Annotated in this window: 14 protein-coding genes; 8 read left to right on the forward strand and 6 right to left on the reverse strand. The window is 47.8% G+C overall.

Annotation, left to right across the window (positions count from 1 at the left end; genetic code table 11):
• Positions 1 to 4 precede the first annotated feature (4 nt).
• The 4 genes from K7B67_RS01930 to waaA all read right to left on the reverse strand — a co-directional run bounded on the left by K7B67_RS01930 (position 5) and on the right by waaA (position 7,313).
• Positions 5 to 2,446, reverse strand: a complete 2,442-nt coding sequence (locus K7B67_RS01930) for an ATP-binding protein (protein WP_252178685.1) — start codon at positions 2,444 to 2,446, stop codon at positions 5 to 7.
• A 166-nt stretch (positions 2,447 to 2,612) separates the two neighbouring features.
• On the reverse strand, positions 2,613 to 5,039 hold the full coding sequence (locus tag K7B67_RS01935) for an ATP-binding protein (protein WP_252178686.1): 2,427 nt from the start codon (positions 5,037 to 5,039) through the stop codon (positions 2,613 to 2,615).
• A gap of 249 nt (positions 5,040 to 5,288) precedes the next feature.
• Complete coding sequence (locus tag K7B67_RS01940) at positions 5,289 to 5,867, reverse strand: hypothetical protein (RefSeq protein WP_252178687.1); 579 nt, start codon at positions 5,865 to 5,867, stop codon at positions 5,289 to 5,291.
• Positions 5,868 to 6,023: 156 nt separating this feature from the next.
• The gene (gene waaA / locus K7B67_RS01945; protein WP_252178688.1) at positions 6,024 to 7,313 is read right to left on the reverse strand and encodes a lipid IV(A) 3-deoxy-D-manno-octulosonic acid transferase; all 1,290 of its coding nucleotides are present in this window, start codon (positions 7,311 to 7,313) and stop codon (positions 6,024 to 6,026) included.
• A 111-nt stretch (positions 7,314 to 7,424) separates the two neighbouring features.
• On the opposite strand from waaA, the gene K7B67_RS01950 reads away from it, so the two are divergent.
• The 6 genes from K7B67_RS01950 (at position 7,425) to K7B67_RS01975 (ending at position 14,362) form a co-directional block, all read left to right on the forward strand.
• Positions 7,425 to 8,906, forward strand: coding sequence for a cobyric acid synthase (locus K7B67_RS01950; RefSeq protein ID WP_252178689.1), 1,482 nt, complete (start codon positions 7,425 to 7,427; stop codon positions 8,904 to 8,906).
• Between the two features lies 1 nt (position 8,907).
• Complete coding sequence (locus K7B67_RS01955) at positions 8,908 to 9,501, forward strand: cob(I)yrinic acid a,c-diamide adenosyltransferase (RefSeq protein ID WP_252178690.1); 594 nt, start codon at positions 8,908 to 8,910, stop codon at positions 9,499 to 9,501.
• Positions 9,502 to 9,702: 201 nt separating this feature from the next.
• A complete protein-coding gene (locus K7B67_RS01960; protein WP_252178691.1) occupies positions 9,703 to 10,608 on the forward strand; it encodes a cobalamin-binding protein in 906 nt (301 codons plus the stop codon).
• A gap of 22 nt (positions 10,609 to 10,630) precedes the next feature.
• Complete coding sequence (locus tag K7B67_RS01965; RefSeq protein WP_252178692.1) at positions 10,631 to 12,532, forward strand: TonB-dependent receptor; 1,902 nt, start codon at positions 10,631 to 10,633, stop codon at positions 12,530 to 12,532.
• A 91-nt stretch (positions 12,533 to 12,623) separates the two neighbouring features.
• A complete protein-coding gene (locus K7B67_RS01970) occupies positions 12,624 to 13,208 on the forward strand; it encodes a cobalamin adenosyltransferase (RefSeq protein WP_252178693.1) in 585 nt (194 codons plus the stop codon).
• A gap of 209 nt (positions 13,209 to 13,417) precedes the next feature.
• Complete coding sequence (locus tag K7B67_RS01975; protein ID WP_252178694.1) at positions 13,418 to 14,362, forward strand: CNNM domain-containing protein; 945 nt, start codon at positions 13,418 to 13,420, stop codon at positions 14,360 to 14,362.
• 26 nt (positions 14,363 to 14,388) lie between these two features.
• Here the strand turns inward: K7B67_RS01975 and rsuA are convergent, their stop codons facing one another.
• Together rsuA and K7B67_RS01985 are read right to left on the reverse strand one after the other, a co-directional pair.
• The gene (gene rsuA, locus K7B67_RS01980) at positions 14,389 to 15,090 is read right to left on the reverse strand and encodes a 16S rRNA pseudouridine(516) synthase RsuA (protein ID WP_252178695.1); all 702 of its coding nucleotides are present in this window, start codon (positions 15,088 to 15,090) and stop codon (positions 14,389 to 14,391) included.
• Positions 15,087 to 15,848, reverse strand: a complete 762-nt coding sequence (locus K7B67_RS01985) for a DUF2057 domain-containing protein (RefSeq protein WP_252178696.1) — start codon at positions 15,846 to 15,848, stop codon at positions 15,087 to 15,089. The genes rsuA and K7B67_RS01985 overlap by 4 nt, the downstream gene beginning before the upstream one ends.
• Positions 15,849 to 15,860: 12 nt before the next feature.
• Between K7B67_RS01985 and K7B67_RS01990 the strand changes: the two genes are divergently transcribed.
• On the forward strand, positions 15,861 to 17,249 hold the full coding sequence (locus tag K7B67_RS01990) for an FAD-dependent oxidoreductase (protein WP_252178697.1): 1,389 nt from the start codon (positions 15,861 to 15,863) through the stop codon (positions 17,247 to 17,249).
• Positions 17,242 to 18,051, forward strand: coding sequence for an aldo/keto reductase (locus K7B67_RS01995; protein ID WP_252180515.1), 810 nt, complete (start codon positions 17,242 to 17,244; stop codon positions 18,049 to 18,051). The genes K7B67_RS01990 and K7B67_RS01995 overlap by 8 nt, the downstream gene beginning before the upstream one ends.
• Positions 18,052 to 18,056: the final 5 nt, after the last annotated feature.

Below are 18,056 nucleotides of genomic sequence, written 5' to 3' on the forward strand. Positions count from 1 at the left end.
GACGCTATTCTCGGTCAGGCTCCAACTTCTGCTGCCCGGATTCCGCAAAGTCCGGGAACATATGCTCTAGCCGCTCTCTGATACGGATCTCCTTATTTCGATCAAGTTGTAAAAAATTCAGTACCCGTTTTAACAATAATAAGCGGTCATTGGTTTTGACCACCAGCTTCAATCCTTCGTCGTGTACTTTCTGAATAACATTCAAGAACTGCGTGATATGAGCACTATCACGAGTAACATTACACTCCATAAAAACAGCCTGATGCTCTGTTTTGGATAAATGGCTGAAATGGTAATCCTGGCTTACAACCGCTTTTCCGGGTAAATAGGGGTGACCTACCTGGCGGATCTGTTTAGCTGGAATACCGAGTACTTTGGCCGTTTCGTCTATTGATACAGCCTGTTCAGTGATCACCCCTGCCGCATTGCGGCCTTGATACTGAGCCAGTTGCGATAGCGCATCAGCAGCCTGTACTTCAGGGCTGTGCCACCATTGGGAACGGTAACCGTCTCCCTGCAAATCACTCAGGTAAAGAAAGTTCTGGGCATATCCGGTTATGGGATCAATATAGTCAGGGGATGCAGCCTTGACAGGAATATGATGATTTGAACTGACCATGATAGCTTTATTCTCAGCGATCACATGTTTCATTGTTTTTGCCAGAAGTTGGTTGCTAAAGTAACCGCCGTTGGCATCATCGATTACCACCAAATCTTTACCGGCAAGCATTCCCTCGATCTTGCTATCCCATTCATTACCCTGAAAGCACTGATACAGATCACCTGCCTTATCTGCGTCTAGATACAGGGTGTTGAGACCATAGTCGGCTGCTTTTTTGGTAACGGCTACACAAAGATGTGTCTTTCCCAGTCCCGGTGATCCGGTCAGGAACAGTCCCATGGGCTTTGAGGCTTCGCCCTGATTATGAATCACAGCGTGCGTGAACTTCCGCGCCGTCTCATACATCAGTTCCTGCTGTGTTGAGCGGTGTTCGAATTGATCTATATCAGCGTCAAGATTTTCAGTGTGGAACTTTGACCCCTGGTACACGGGCTTTGGTTTCATAGTCGTAGTGACAGACAAAAGCGGTTGACGATGCCAGACTTGATCGCACTGGAATAAAAAAAGATCCCAGAGGTCAGTATTAAAGCGAGCCGTAATAGTGATACCGCCAATAGGGTGGTCATAGGGCACGGTATCGCTGGCCCGCTCTGTATAGTTCGTTTTCCCTTCTTTAATAGCAAGGATTGTCTCAGGACTCTGTGGTTTATTGTAACCATCAATCAGTATTTTTTTGACCTGGTCGTAGGTTTTCGGTTCATAAAATTCATTCGGACCAAACCCCAGATAGAGATTCTGTCCGCTGCTGTTTTGCCCGGTGCATACCAGATTAAAACCGACAGCAGAACCGCTTGCGTGCTTCAAATGGTAGTCTTTTACGCCCTCAATATAGAGAATATCACCTTTTTCTATCTCCTGTTCTGACTGCTCAGTGCTCCATGAATCTGTGCAAAACTCAAGATAATTAAACAGACGGTAGAGCGGGTTGCTTAAATTGATCGGATCTATATATTTACCTTTTAATGCGCACAATCCAGAACTTTGGCTGATGTGACCGAAAAGGTTGGCGGGAATTCTGAACTTTGAGACCGGTGCGCCAAAGATGCGGTCGAATTCGCTGGACCCAATGATGGTTTCAATGGCCCGATACTGACAGGCGAAAAGGGTCGTTGCACAGTCTGCAGTGGTGGGGCCATGAAAAAAAGCATTCAGGCACTCACTTGGTTTATGCCCATTATCCTTTGATACGAAGCTAAGCACGTGCTTCGTGTCAAAATATTCCGGTAGTGAGTGAAACCCGAATCTGCAACTTTTTGACAGTGCGGGAAGCTCGTGATCCCTATAATCCTTAGGATAAAAAACTCCCAAACGTTTATTTTCTTCTACTCTAAAATTGCGATTGTCCACCTGATGATAAAAGCGTGTCTTAACTGAGTCCCGTTTAGCATAGGGTGTGTTAACAAGCTGGAGCCAGTGAATTGTATGCTTAGCGAATTGCTCAGCCACGGGCTCAGTGCTCAGACTTTTCGGGAAGGGTTTGCAAGCCGGTTTTATCGGACGTATAGCGTTGAGATGTTTGTTCCAAAGACTGAAATCGTAGTCCGGGACAGTATTTAAATCTGATTCCATCTCATCGTCTGATGACGAATGTGATACACACCTGGACGAAACAGGTGTACCTGTCCGCCTCGCTTTGAAATTGGTATCGATTGCACTTAAAGGTTTTAACTCAGGTTCAGAACCTAGTGGCAAAGATGATACAAACCTTGAGGGGTTAACCGAAAATTTTGTGGTGGAGCTTTGAGCTATTTCAGAAGATTCAACACCCTCTGCTCCGGGCTGGGAATATGTGCCGGATTGTAAGCCTGTAGGTTTAATATCCATATTTCTTATCCTCCATGCACATATACTTGCTGTTAATACCTTTCCTGAAGTCAGCTTATTTAATCAGCCTGTTCAATCCTGCCTGACAGTATTTCAGGCAACTTCAAGAGAGCGTGCGAATTATATGATTCTAAAACTACTGTCTTAATGACAACGAGGAAATGATTTAGTTCATTGCCAACTTCTGCTGCCCGGATTCCGCAAAATCCGGGAACATATGCTCTAGCCGCTCTCTGATACGGATCTCATTCTCTTGATCAAATTTTAAATAATCCAGTGCAGCTTTTAACAATAATAAGCGGTCATTGGTTTTGACCACCAGCTTCAATCCTTCGTCGTGTACTTTCTGAATAACATTCAAGAATTGCATGATATGAATACTATCACCAGTAACATTACACTCCATAAAAACAGCCTGATGCTCTGTTTTGGATAAATGGCTGAAATGGTACTCCTCGCTTACAACCGCTTTTCCGGGTAAATAGGGGTGACCCACCTGGCGGATCTGTTCGATTGGAATACCGAGTTCTTTGGCTATTTCGTTTATTGATACAGCCTGTTCAGTGATCACCCCTGCCGCATTGCGGCCTTGATACTGAGCCAGTTGCGATAGTGCATCAGCAGCCTGTACTTCAGGGCTGTGCCACCATTGGGAACGGTAACTGTCTCCCTGCAAATCGCTCAGGTAAAGAAAATTATGGGCGTCCCCGGTTAAGGGATCAATATCGACGGGGCATGCCGCTTTGACAGGAATATGATGATTTGAACTGACCATGATAGCTTTATTCTCAGCGATCACATGTTTCATTGCTTTTGCCAGAAATTGGTCGCTGAAGTAATCGCCGTTGGTATCATCGATCACCATCAAATCTTTACCGGCAAGCATTCCCTCGATCTTGCTATCCCATTCATCACCCTGAAAGTACTGATACAGTTTACCTGCCTTATCTGCGTCTAGATACAGGGTGTTGAGACCATAGTCGGCTGCTTTTTTGGTAACGGCTACACAAAGATGTGTCTTTCCCAATCCTGGTGATCCGGTCAGGAACAGTCCCATGGGCTTTGAGGCTTCACCCTGATTATTAATCACAGCGTGCGTGAACTTCCGCGCCGTCTCATACATCAGTTCCTGCTGTGTTGAGCGGTGTTCGAATTGATCTATATCAGCGTCAAGATTTTCAGTGTGGAACTTTGACCCCTGGTGCACCGGCTTTGGTTCCATCGTCGCAGAGACAGGCAAAAGCGGTTGACGATGCCAGACTTGATCGCACTCGGACAAAAAACATTCCCAGAACTTAGTATTAAAGCGAGCCGCAATAGTGATACCACCAATAGGGTGGTCATAGGGCTTGATATCGCCGGCCAGCTCTCTATAGCTCGTTTTTCCTTTAATGGCAAGGATTGTGTCAGAACCCTGCGGTTCATTGTAGCCATCAATCAGTATTCTTTTGACTTGGTCGTAGGTTTTCGGTTCATCAAATTCATCTGGATCAAACCCCAGATAGAGATTCTGTCCGCTGCTGTTTTGCCCGGTGCATACCAGATTAAAACCGACAGCAGAACCGCTTGCGTGCTTCAAATCGTAGTCTTTTACGCCCTCAATATAGAGAATATCACCTTTTTTTATCTCCTGTTCTGACTGCTCAGTGCTCCATGAATCTTCGTAAAACTCAAGATTATTAAACAGACGGAAGAGCGGGTTGCTTAAATTGATCGGATCTACATATTTACCTTTAAATGCGAGCAATTCAGAACTTTGGCTGATGTGACTGAAAAGGTCGGCGGAAATTCTGAACTTTGAGACCGGTGCGCCAAAGATGCGGTCGAATTCGCTGGAGCCAATGATGGTTTCAATGGCCCGATACTGGCAGGCCAAAAGGGTCGTTGCACAGTCTGCAGTGGTGGGGCCATGAAAAAAAGCATTCAGACACTCGCTTGGTTTATGCCCATTATCCGTTGATACAAAACTAATCACGTGCTTCGTGTCAAAATATTCCGGTAGTGAGTGCAACACGGGTTTGAAACTTTTTGACAGTTCAGGAAGCTCGTGATCCCTATAATCCTCACGATAAAAAACACCCAAACGTTTATTTGCTTTTACTCTAAGATCGCACACCTGATTATAAAAAATTGTCGTAACTGATTCCCGTTCAGCGTAGGGTGTGTTAACACGCTGGAGCCAGTTAATTGTATTCTCAGCGAATTGCTCAGCCATGGGCTTAGTGCTCAGGCTTTTTGGGAAGGGTTTGTAAGCGGGTTTTATCGGGCGTATAGAGTTGAGATGATCGATCCAACGATTTAAATCGTAGTCCGGGACAGTATTTAAACCTGATTTCCTCTCATCGTCTGATGGCAAAGAGGATACACATCTGGACGAAACAGATTTACCTATCCATCTCGGTTTGAAGTCAGTATTGATTGCACTTAAAGGTTTTAAATCAGGTGCAGAACCTGGTGGCAAAAATGATACAAACCTTGAGGGTTTAACCGAAAATTTTGTGGTGGAGCTTTGAGCTATTTCAGAAGATTCGACACCCTCTGCTCCGGGCTGGGAATATGTGCCGGATTGTAAGCCTGTAGGTTTAATATCCATATTTCTTATCCTCCATGCACATATACTTGCTGTTAATACCTTTCCTGAAGACAGCTTATTTAGCCAGCCTGTTCAATCCTGCCTGACAGTATTTCAGGCAATCTCAAGAGAGTGTGCGAATTATATGATTCTAAAACTACTGTCTTAATGACAACGAGGAAATGATTTAGTTCAAAGGTGGCTTGGCGAACCAGGAGAAATAACTGGAAATATTTTCATGTGACGATGCTGTGATTTAAAACCTTTCCTCTACCTGCGTTTTGAATAAAGGGCATCGCAATGAAATATATTCTTTTTTCCCGGGAACTGCGAGCTTGGCTGAACCAATATAAAAAACAAGCCACTTCCTAGCTCATAGCCATTCAATTCTCTGTTGAATGCACTAACAAAGCGAGAAAGCTTACGCTGGCTCATAGATAAATAGTCTTTTTCTTTTACTCCCAAGCCTGCTCCACAGTCTATCTGGTCATGATAACTGCTAAAAACTTTTACTGTTGGTGACCAGGCATCCGAAGTAATCAGTTGATTCCCAGAGAGTTTTTTATCGAAGATATACTGCACCGAAAAAGCAGCATCCTCCGGTGTTGCAACATAACCAATTGAATATAATTCATTTTGAATTAACGCAGAAATACGTTCTGGAGTAGAACACCTTTTGTTCAAAGCCTGTGACAGGTTATTTTCAATGTAAGCCTTAAATGAATCCGATAATGGCAAGCTGTTTGTCTTAACAGTCATTAGTGAATCAGGGTAACATACCGATGCATCCGCATAACATACCGATACAGTCAGGAAAGCTAAAGCGGTTACTATTTTTCTGAAAACCATCGTTCTGCCTCAAGTCATTGCATCCAATGGCATCCAAGCTCCGTTCGTCCTGAGCGCCCTTCGACCGTGCATCCTGAGCGGAGTTTCGGTGCCATTGATAGAGGGAACACGTCTATTACACTGAAACCGTGTACCAGTCAATAAAAACCTGCTTGTTTAACCAAGCGCATCAATCGTTTCCGACACCTGTTTCAAAAGCCTTTGCAATGCACCTCTATTCCCTTCCACAAAGGTTTGAGCCTGGCTACCCATCTTTTTTCTGGCAGCATCGTCTGTCAGCAGGTTGTATACCACTTCTGCCAGTTGCTCCGAGTTCTCTACGGTCTTCATACCGCCAGCGTCTTCCAGCTGCTGACTGATGTCTGTGAAGTTGTAGACACTGGGACCGGATAAAACCGGTAGCCCCAGGGCAGCGGGTTCCAGCATGTTATGGCCCCCGTTCTCAATCAGACTGCCCCCGACAAAGGCGATGTCGGAGGTTGCATACAGCTTCATCAACTCACCCATGGTGTCACCGATGATCACCTGGGTATCGGTCGTCGTTTCTGTCGCCTGGCTGTGTCTTATAGTGTTAAATCCCAGACTCTTTGACAGCTCAAAGACAGGGTCAAAACGTTCGGGATGTCGGGGAACAAGCAGCAACAGAGTATCAGGTAATTTCTCGTGTATTTTGCGAAAAGCATCCAGAACCGGTTTGTCTTCGCCATCGTGGGTGCTGGCAGCAATCAGTATGTGCACTTTGTGGCCTAATCCCGATTCCCATGTCGATTTAAGCAACGCTGCACTGTTATTGATTTCATCATCCACCGTCAGATCAAACTTAACGCTGCCTGTAATGGCCAGACGTTCAGCAGGCAAACCCAGCTGCTTGAATCTTTCACCGTCATTCTCATTCTGACAGGCTACCTGATGGATATTCTGCATCATGTTTCGAGTCAGTGAGCCCAGCTTTGCATAACCCCGGGCCGACTTCTCCGATAACCGGGCATTGACGATCACCACCGGAATGTTTCTGGCCTTACAGGCGGCAACAGTATTGGGCCAGAGCTCAGTTTCCATGATTAATGCCATTTTGGCGTGCGTCCGATTTAAAAACCGGTTTTGGGCATCGGGCAGGTCGTAAGGGCAATAAACATGAGAAACACGGTCGCCGTATATTTTTTTAACACGCTCAGAGCCGGTGGGCGTCATGGTGGTGACGACAAAGTGGTGGCCGGGGTATTGATTCATTAAGGCTTTCACCATGGGTGCACTGGCGATGGTCTCACCCACAGAAACGGAATGAACCCAAATGACCGGCTTGTCATCAGGCAACTTTTTAATAAAACCAAAGCGTTCTCTCCAGCGATAGCCATAAGCAGGAGATTTTCTGGCACGTAGAACCAGCTTGATCAGGACGGCAGGCACCGCCAGATACAATAAAAATGAATATAAGAATCGACTCATGCGAAGAATGAATTCGTTTGAAATTAGACTGACCGCTATGTTAACAGATGGTACCTGACTCGAAATAGATTTATCCTCACCGCTTTTGTCAGGGCTGGCATTCTCGCATTTATGAATCACTCAACACCGGCAGAGCAGCGCACGCTCATGGTTCAGGGAACCACCAGTGATGCGGGTAAAAGTGCTCTGGTTACCGGACTTTGCCGGGCTCTGTACAGGCAGGGCATTTCAGTGGCTCCTTTTAAACCACAGAATATGGCGCTGAACAGTGCGGTGACTGCGGACGGCGGTGAGATTGGCCGGGCGCAGGCATTGCAGGCCTTAGCGGCGGGCCTCGAACCCCATACCGATATGAATCCGGTGTTGCTGAAGCCCAACTCCGATATTGGTGCGCAGGTGATCGTCCATGGTCGTTCTATCGGGGAAATGAACGCTCAAACTTATCACCAATGTAAACCCGAATTGCTTGAGTCAGTCTTGGAATCCTGGCGCAGGCTGGCAGATCAATACCGCTTTGTGCTGGTTGAAGGGGCGGGAAGTCCGGCAGAAATCAATCTCCGTGACAGGGATATTGCCAATATGGGATTTGCAGAAGCCGCCGACTGCCCGGTTATTATTGTGGCTGATATTGATAAAGGCGGGGTCTTTGCTCATCTGTACGGAACCTTGGCCCTGTTGTCGGAATCGGAGCAGAAGCGAGTTGTCGGCTTTGTGATCAATCGTTTCAGAGGTGACATCAAGCTGCTGGAACCCGGTCTGGAATGGCTGGAGCAAAAAACCGGTAAACCGGTGCTGGGGGTTCTTCCCTATCTCCACGGCCTGCATCTGGAAGCTGAAGATGCCATTGAATCGCAACAGGTTTCCGACGATAGCGATGAGGTTTTACACATCGCGATCCCTATACTGACCCGTACCAGTAATCACACCGACTTTGATCCTCTCCGGCTGAGACCGGATGTTCAGATTCACTTTGTGGGCAAAGGTGAAGCCATTCCGCCAGTGGATCTGATTATTATTCCCGGCTCCAAAAATACCCGGACCGATCTCGACTTTCTGAGGGAAAATCAATGGCACAGGGATATTCTCAGACATCTTCGCTATGGCGGAAAACTGATGGGCATCTGCGGGGGCTATCAAATGTTGGGTAACGCTGTGCACGATCCCCAAGGTATTGAGGGAGCACCGGGCAGTACTGAAGGATTGGGGTTACTGAATCTGGACACCACAATAGCCCCTCAAAAACAGTTGCAACAGGTGGTGGGCAGTCTCTCCCTTCCTGACATGGAAAAGGTTCCGGTCACCGGTTATGAGATCCATGCGGGTATTACCGAAGGTCCGGCTCTTGACAATCCTCTTATTCAACTGAAACAGGGGGTGGATGGTGTCCTGTCTGAAGATGGTCAGATTTTCGGTACCTATCTGCATGGCATCTTCGAAACCACCGAAGCCTGCCATGCTCTGTTAACCTGGGCGGGTCTCACACAATGGGCGACAGTGGACTACCATGTGCTCAGGGAAGAAGGTATTAATCGAATGGCAGATGCCGTTGAGCAACGTATTGATTTAAATAAATTATGTCCGAGGGATCTTTAAAATGACAGAAGAACGCAAAGGCTATCGCCTGACCAAAATCTATACCCGCACTGGCGACAAGGGAACCACCCGGATAGGCAGCGGTGACGAATTATCAAAAGCCGATGATCGAATTGAAGCCATCGGCTCTGTTGATGAGACCAACAGCTGGATGGGCATGTTGCTGAATGTGCTCAGGCAATCGGACGATTTAACCAAGGCGCAGCTGAGTCAGGTCAGCGAGATTCAACATCGGCTGTTTGATGTCGGTGGCGAGCTGGCCATGCCGGGCTATCAGTTGATTCAGGAAGAACATACGACAGTGATGGAGTTATTGATTGACGAATTGAATGAAGACCTGCCGCCATTGAAAAATTTCACGCTGCCGGGTGGTGGCACCGTCGCCTGCCATTGTCACATGGTAAGAACGGTTTCCCGCAGGGCCGAACGTGCTGTGATTCGACTGCGAGAATCCGGTGCTGAAATTAATGCCCCTCTCATCACTTTCCTCAACAGGTTATCCGATGTGATGTATGTGCTTTCAAGGCATTGCGCCAGAAAGAACGAAGGCGAAGTGCTCTGGCAGGCTTCTCCCACATCAAAAGTCGGGGAGTAATTTCGCTTTTCGCAATGAGGGGATGATTTAAAACGAAGGTTCGGGTAGTATGTCCGGCCTTTACGAAATTTTTACTCTACACCGGCTCAGCCTATAAAAACGGCTGACCGGTAGTGAGATCAGTCACCACTCAAAGCGATGAAAAATATTTTCTGTTGCCTGCGAAAATCTCAAACTCAAGGAAAGCTTGCAGGGTATTTTATGCCTGCTATCTGGCTGGCTGTTTTGGTATTTTCTGGTTATACGACGTTGTTGCAGGCTTCAGAGATTTGCGTAGCAGACGATCTGGCAAGAAAAGTCTGTGTCCCTGAGCTCGTCAAAAAAATAATCAGCCTTTCCCCCGGTTCGACTGAGTTGATCTACGCCGCGGGGGCGGGCAAACAGCTGGTAGCGGTTGACGATCACAGCGACTACCCGCCCGCCGTCGCCAAAATTCCCCGCATCGGTGGCTTTCCCAATATCAGCGTTGAAGCCATTGCCGCCATGAAGCCAGATGTGGTGGTGGCCTGGGCAGGGGGCAACAGTCCGAAAGTTACTTCAAAACTGGAATCCCTGGGGATCACGGTTTTTTACATTGACCCGCTGAGTTTTCCTGATATCGCATCGGTTATCAGGCGACTGGGCAAATTGTTTGGTACCTCGGCAGTCGCCGATAAAGAAGCGAAAAAGTTTCTGGCTCGCTACCAAGCCATCAAGAAACACTATCAGGTTAAAAAGCCTGTCACTGTCTTTTATGAGATCTGGGACAAGCCGCTGATGAGTATCAGTAACGACCAGATTATCGGGCAGGTGATAGCACTTTGTGGCGGCCAGAATATCTATGCTGACTCAAAAGTGCGGGTTCCCCAAGTCACTATGGAATCCCTTCTTAGCAAGAACCCTGAAGTCATTGTCAGCTCCAACAACCTTAAAGACGGCAAAACTATTGAAGCGCGTTGGTCGCAATGGAGCGACCTGCGGGCAGTGGCACAGCACTATCTTTTTACCGTTGAAGCGAACCTGATTTCCAGACCCTCACCCAGGGTGCTGGATGCTGCCGAATCCCTTTGCCAACAACTTGAGAGCGTTAGAAAAGAAAGTCCCGCCAAGGCTTCAAAGGCTCCGTAAAACACACATGAGGAATAATTCCATGTCTAGTACATTGCGTATTACCGTTGCACTGGCGACAGCCGGTCTGGCAGGTACACTTCAGGCCAGTGAAGAAGTGACCCAGCTGGATGAAGTGGTGGTAACGGCCACCAGAACGGCTCAGTCGGTGGACGAAACCCTGGCGCCGGTGACCGTGATTTCGCGGGAAGATATTGAGCGTAGTCAGGCGACAGACGTCACTGAGCTTCTAAAGCAAGTTCCGGGTATTCAAGTCAATAGAAGTGGTGGACCGGGCGCTTTACCGTCTGTATTTGTTCGTGGAGCCAGTTCTTCGCAGACATTGGTGTTAGTCGACGGTCAGCGATTGAATAGCCCCACTGCCGCAACACCTGAGTTTCAATACTTAACTCCAGATCAGATTGAAAAAATTGAAATTGTTCGCGGCCCCAAGTCTAGCCTATATGGTGCTGATGCAATTGGTGGTGTCATTCAAATATTCACACGAAGAGGTCAAGGGGATCCGAAGCTAACAGTTAAAGCTGGTGCAGGTAGTAGAAACACTAGTGATATAGGAGTGAACTATGGTGGTGAGGTTAATGGCACCCGCTTCAACATAGGCGCTAGCTTGTTTGAAACTGCCGGATATGACTATACGAATGACAACTACCCTGCAAATACAGGTTTAAACCTGGATGATGATGGATTTAGAGATAAGTCATTTACTAGTCAGTTATCGCATACTTTTGAAACAGGAGCTGAGCTAGGCTTCAGTTTTATACACAATCAGGGGAAAACAGAGTTTGATGGTTACACAACTAAGTTGTTTAAAAAATATCCATATAACGCCTATACAGAGTTTGAATCTTCAACGGCGAATATTTACGCTGTAGTGCCTGTTTCAGAGTCTTTCATGACTAGAGTTGACGCAGGATACACTGAGTTAGAAAGCAAGCAACTCGGTAAGAACTCTGCTCCAGAAGCTCCTTACACTCCGAATTATTATGACACTAAACGCTACTCAGTAGTGGCACAAGGAGATATTTCTTGGCTGGACAGTCAGCTTTTGACGTTAGGCGTAGATTATTACAAGGATGAAGTTGATAGCAGCAGTCTATATTTTAATCCTGAAACGAATAAGCAAGTTGATTCTCGATACAACGCAGCGATATTTGCTCAGAATCAATCTGACTTTGGTTGGAGTGATCTGCAGGTCGGGCTGCGTAGAGATAAAAATGAGTCATTTGGTTATAGCACAACTGGAAACATAGCTTGGGGAGTTGACTTACCCGAAAGCTTCAGAATAGTTGCCTCCTATGGAACCGCTTTTAGAGCCCCTTCATTTAATGACCTTTACTACCCAGAATCTGGGAATCCCGACATTAAGCCAGAAACTTCGAATAATGTTGAGTTGGCTTTAAAGGGGCGTCATGCGATTGGCAACTGGTCTGTTGCCCTTTTCCAGAATGATATAAAGGATCTTATTGCTTGGGCTCCTTCTGCTGCCGATCCAAATATATGGGTGCCTTCTAACGTTGACGAAGCCAGAATTAAAGGTATTGAGGCTGTTATTCAAAAAAGAATTGATGATTGGAATATCAGAGCATCAGCAACCGTTCTGGATGCAAAAGATACCAAGAGGGATAAGGTTCTTGCCAGAAGAGCTGAGCAGTTTGCAACGCTTGATGTTGATAGACAGTTTGGCCTTTTCTCTGTTGGTTCATCTATTAGAGCGCAAGGTCACTCTTATGATGATGCTGAAAATACAACACGTTTGGCTGGCTTCGTGACCGTAGATGTCAGAGGCGGATACAGGGTAACCAAAGAGCTTCTTACGGAATTGAAAGTGGTTAATCTGTTTGATAAGGATTACCAAACAGCAAATGGTTATAGAAGTGAGCCAAAAGGTGCATTTTTAACTTTAACCTGGACTCCCGAGCTGTAAGTCGTCTGTTGTACGATTAATGTCTTTTATATGTTAAAAAAGCTCTCACTCTTTTCTCCCGGAGTGAGAGCTTTTTTGTAAGGAGGTCAATATGACACTGAAAAAATCCAGCGACATCCGCGAGCTTTGCTACCCCTTCATCTACGAACATTCATCTCTGTGCGATCACGAAATTATTACCGATGAGCTGTGTACGACACTGGGCGGAGCCATCTATGAACTCGAAGGAGACGAGCGATTCAGCGATATCTACGATTTTCTCTGCGAGCTGCAACCGAAAATCTTCCACCTGAATGCCTCTATCCGGGGAAAACAGGCTCTGTTTGAGGAGCAGCTGGAATGGCTTGCCGGGCATTTTGACCATTATCAGCAAGAGATCGCCGGGCGGATTAAAGGCTTCGTGTTACCCCGCGGACCCCGACCTGTTCAGTTGCTCCACTCGTGTCGTTCGCTCAGTAAAAAAGCGATCAGGGCGATGGTGCTGGTGGATGCGGAAGGCATAGAGGTTCCAGATGTCCTGCACCGTTTTGCCAACATGCTTTGCAATCTGTTTTTCCGATTAACGGTGGTGATCAATGGACGACTGGGGATCAGTGAGCCTGAGTATGTGAGCAAGAGTTATAAGTCCAAGTCCGCCTCAACGTTAAGGCAAGAGTCTACGAAAAAGGTTGTGTAATCAGGAATGTTCGATTTAGGATAGAAATTAGGCTGAAAATAATAAAAAAGTGGGAGGCCATGGCGAGAAAGGGACGTTCTATTTCAAAGTAAGGAAGGCTTTTTTACAGTGCTGAAATCAGCGTGCTGTCGTAAAATTTTAATATAAACTTATCCATGAGGTGACCGATAAAGGTTTATTCCCACACATAAAAAAATGGAGGAGCAAGGATGCTTCTGGTTGTTGCTGTTGCCTGCCTGATTGTTGCCGTTACAGCTATTCTTTCGATTATTGAATCTGCCATTATCTACGTTGATGATCTCAGACTCGCCACTATTCTCAGAAATAAGCCGGCCAATAAGGCCGATATTAAATACGTGATCAAGAATAAGGAGGCGCACTTATCCTCCATGGTCACGCTGATCACCCTGGTCAGTATTGCCGGCAGTTCGATGATAGGGGCTATCGCCGCCAGATACTTTAATGACACCGGTTTGGCCATATTCACTGCGCTTTTGACTTACTGCATGTTGGTCTTTGCCAAAATTCTGCCGAAACTGTTTGCGGTCCAGATGGCAGAGCCAGTCCTCAATCACTCTGCCCGTTTCGTGAGAATTATCTGTTTTCTGCTGCGCCCCATGCTCAAGATGACGCTAGTCTGGGCCAGACTGTTCAGGATTGAGAACCATCAAGAGCCCAGTCGGGATGAGCTGAAAGGTATTATTCGTCACTTTAATAAGTCCGGTGTGATAGCCCGCGAAGAGCGCAAAATGGCAGAGCTGGCTCTGAAGATGAACCAGAAAACGCTGGCTGCCCTGATCATGGAGGATGGTCCTATGATCTGGCTGGCCTCTGACTCCAGGGTGCAGGATATTCAGGCGTTCATCTGTGAGCATTCTTACAAGCGTTATCTGGTTGTCAATGATGGTGAGGTGGTGGGGATTGTGCACTATCGCCATATAACCAGCTGTCTGGTCAATGGTCATGCCGATAAGACGGTTGGGGAGTTGGCCAGACAGGTTGTTTTTCTGGAAGAGGGAAATACTTTGCTGGATGCCGTCAAGGCTTTTGGCGAGGCCCGGGCTTCTGTCGCACTGCTTGCCGGACGGAGTCCGGAACAAACCCGGATGGTCACTGCCAAGCAAGTTTACCGAGCTATTCTACAGGCTTCCTGAGCCTGTAGAACCTTGCCAATACCCGCCTATATAGAATTGATTTCCTCTTCAGTCAGGTAGCGCCATTCACCCGCCTCAAGTTCAGGATCCAGAGTAATGGCGCCAATCTGTTCCCGGTGCAGGGCTGTTACACGATTACCCAGGGCGGCAAACATCCGCTTGACCTGATGGTACTTGCCTTCATGAATCGTCAGCAATACTTCCTGGTCAGAAATAAATTCAAGCTGAGCAGGGCGGGTCGGCTTTTTCTCTCCGTGCAGTTGAATTCCCTCTGCAAAGGGTTCGATAGCTGAGTGATCCAGAGGCATGGCTAATTCTACCCGGTAACGCTTTGAGCACTTCTTAACCGGTGATGTGATTCTGTGAGACCACTGGCCGTCGTCGGTAATCAGCACCAGCCCTGTGGTATCCGCATCCAGCCGACCGGCAATCCTGAGGCGATCTGATTTGATGACATCCAGCAGTTCAATAACGGATGGATACCGTTCAGCTTCTGTTCCTGAGAGCGTCGAACAAAGAGTATCCACCGGTTTGTTGAGCATGATATAACGGAATCCCACCCGATTCAGTGGTGCGCCATCCAGAAGAATCTCGGAATCGTCAGAAACCTTACAGGCAGGATTTTTGACGATGATGCCTTCCACAGTCACTGATCCGGCTTTCAGCAGTCTTTTGCTTTCTGAACGGGTCAGCTCGGTGCTTTCACAGAGAAATTTGTCGAGTCTCACTGGCTGACCTGTTCCCGGGCCCAGTTAACAAATGCCTTTTGGGTTTTTGGGTCGGCTTTTTTAAACCAGTAGCGCAACATGCTGGCACTCATCTGAGCGTCGTCATTCTTATTGGCAGCACCGCCGTAGATGGCCTCATTCTGAGTCGCATTGGCAAAGCCCGTGTTTTGTTCTGCGAAGGTGCCCATGCCTGAATACTCAGTGGCCGCTGCCGGATTGTCGGTGCGATTAAATTTCTGAACATCTGTCGCATAGTTGCGACCCAGCTGGATGCCCTTGCTGGGCAGAATGGCAAACTCAAAGGGAACGGCCCCGCCTTTAGCATCCTTCAGGGTAATCTTGCTGGTGGGGTTGTTATCAATGGCTTGGGCCTGACGCATCGTTCTCAGGACAGGGACATCAAGTTTGTAGTGCCCGCCAGGTTTTGGATGGAAGGTCAGAATAAAAGGTTTAGAGACAAATTGATTGCGCTCACCGCCATCAGAGACGATGGCCGATAACTGGAAAACAATTTGGTGGCGTTCATTGCTGAGAGCGATGGGCTTGTCAGCCGTCACCTTGAAGTCGAGGTCTCTGACATTGGTGCCGTCAAGAACCAGTAACTCGGTTTTGGACGGTAATTGCAGGGTGGCCTGTCCGGGTTTTGATTCGGCAGCTGAGGCTGCCGCGATCATAAGCAGGCTAAAAGTCGCCGCCAGGAGTCTATTCAGCCATGAGCGCTCAGAGAGGCTGGGAAAATCGTTCAAAAGAGAGCGCATAGATATCTCCTTATGCAACGTACATCAATAATGGGGGTAGAAAAAGACTGTACAAGATGCCGGACTCAGGGGCTAAAAGCAAGTGACTCGCAGGGAGAGGTTGAGAAGGGGGTATTGGTGTCTGAAGGGTATGAGGCGTATACTGCGGGCTCTCTATTTCCTGTTTTACTCTCTGATCCATTTCATATGACCCAGACCCTAGAAACAGATGTTGTCGTAATTGGCGGAGGCATTGCCGGTCTCTGGCTGTTCAATACCCTCAATCAGCAAGGCTATAAAACCCTTCTTCTGGAAAATGCTGCCCTAGGTGGTGGTCAGACGATCAAGTCCCAGGGGATCGTTCATGGCGGCACCAAGTACACGCTGACGGGTACTCTGACCAAGGCGGCAGAGTGCATTGCCGGCATGCCAGACCGCTGGCGCCGGGCTCTGAAGGGAGAAGGTGAGGTTGATCTGTCGGGAGCCGCTATACTCTCTCAGTCTCAGTACCTGTGGTCTCCCGGCGATGTTGGTTCCCGGCTCACCACGTTTTTCGCCAGCAAGGCTCTGCGAGGTAGAGTGGAGCAGCTGAAGAAACCGGAAGATTTTCCCGATATTTTTCGCCATGAAGGGTTCCGGGGCAAAGTCTATCAGCTCAATGAGATCGTGCTGGATATCCGAACGGTGATCAAAGCGCTGGTGAAAGGCTTGGAAGACCGGATCCTCAAGGTGGACTGGTCGGAAAATACCCGTATTGTCACCGAAGCTAAGAAAATAGCTTTCATCGAGCATAAAGTCGGGGGCAAAACCCTGCGCATCAAGGCGCGCAAGTTTGTTACAACGGCAGGTGAAGGCACCGAGGGTCTGATGAAGCTCTGGGGACTCTCCCAGCCAGAAATGCAGAGAAGGCCGCTCCACATGATTATGGTTCGGCATCGTCATTCTGAGCCACTCTTTGCCCATTGTCTGGGTACCAAACCCGTGCCAAGAATGACAGTAACCAGCCATCCGGATGGTGAAGGCAACTGGGTCTGGTATTTGGGGGGCGAAATTGCCGAAGATGGGATGGAGCGGACACCCGAAGAACAGATCCGGGTGGCCCAGCGTGAGCTGGCAGCCTTATTGCCGTGGGTGAATCTGGATGAGGCTCAGTGGGCGACCTTGTTTGTAAACCGGGCCGAACCCAGGCAGACCAAACGGCTGAGACCGGATGCTGCTTTTATTCATGAAGCAGAAAACGGCATTGTTTCCTGGCCAACCAAGCTGGCGCTGGCGCCCAATCTTTCCGATGAGGTCATTAAAGTGTTGAACAAGCAGCAACTCCTACCTTCCGGCAACGAAGGCTTTGCTTTGCCAGAGGGCGTTCAGCATCCTGAAATCTGCCAACCCTTCTGGAGTGGGGTCTTTGCCGATCATGACTGATTACACGCTTGAGACAAGAACCATTGCAGGCACCGATATTCAGGTTTCTCCCATCGGCTTCGGAACGGTGAAGCTGGGCAGGGATCAGGGGGTAAAATACCCAGCCGGATTCAAGATTCCAGATGATCGCGAGGCCAGGGAATTACTGAAACTGGCTCAATCTTTGGGGATTAACCTGCTGGACACGGCACCTGCCTACGGTACCAGTGAAGAACGATTGGGGCCTTTGCTAAAAGGTCAGAGAGACGATTGGGTTATTTGCAGTAAAGTCGGTGAGGAGTTTGAGAACGGCGAATCTCATTTCGATTTCACCCCGGAACATATTCGTTTCAGTATCGAGCGAAGCCTGAAACGGTTGAATACCGACCGGATTGAAATGGTGCTGGTGCATTCCAATGGTGATGACGTCAATATTATTCAGCAGTACGGCTGTCTGGAAGTGCTGGAGTCGTTAAAAAAAGAAGGCAAGATCCTGGCGTCAGGCATGTCCACCAAAACCATTGAAGGCGGCATTATGGCCCTGGAAAAGTCCGATATGGCCATGGTGACTTATAACCTGAAGGAACAGGCTGAGAAACCGGTGCTTGATTACGCTCTCCAGAACAATAAGGGTATTTTGATCAAGAAGGCTCTGGCCAGTGGTCATGCCTGTCTGGAAGGTGAAGATCCGGTGGAAAAAAGCATGGAGCTGGTGTTCTCTCATCCTGCGACTTCGGCGGCGGTGATTGGCACTATTAATCCGTCACATCTTAAGAGCAATGCACAGACGTGTGCCAGGGTCATCAGTCATCTTGGCAGCTGATTGAT

The organism is Endozoicomonas sp. 4G (assembly GCF_023822025.1).
Lineage (GTDB): Bacteria > Pseudomonadota > Gammaproteobacteria > Pseudomonadales > Endozoicomonadaceae > Endozoicomonas_A.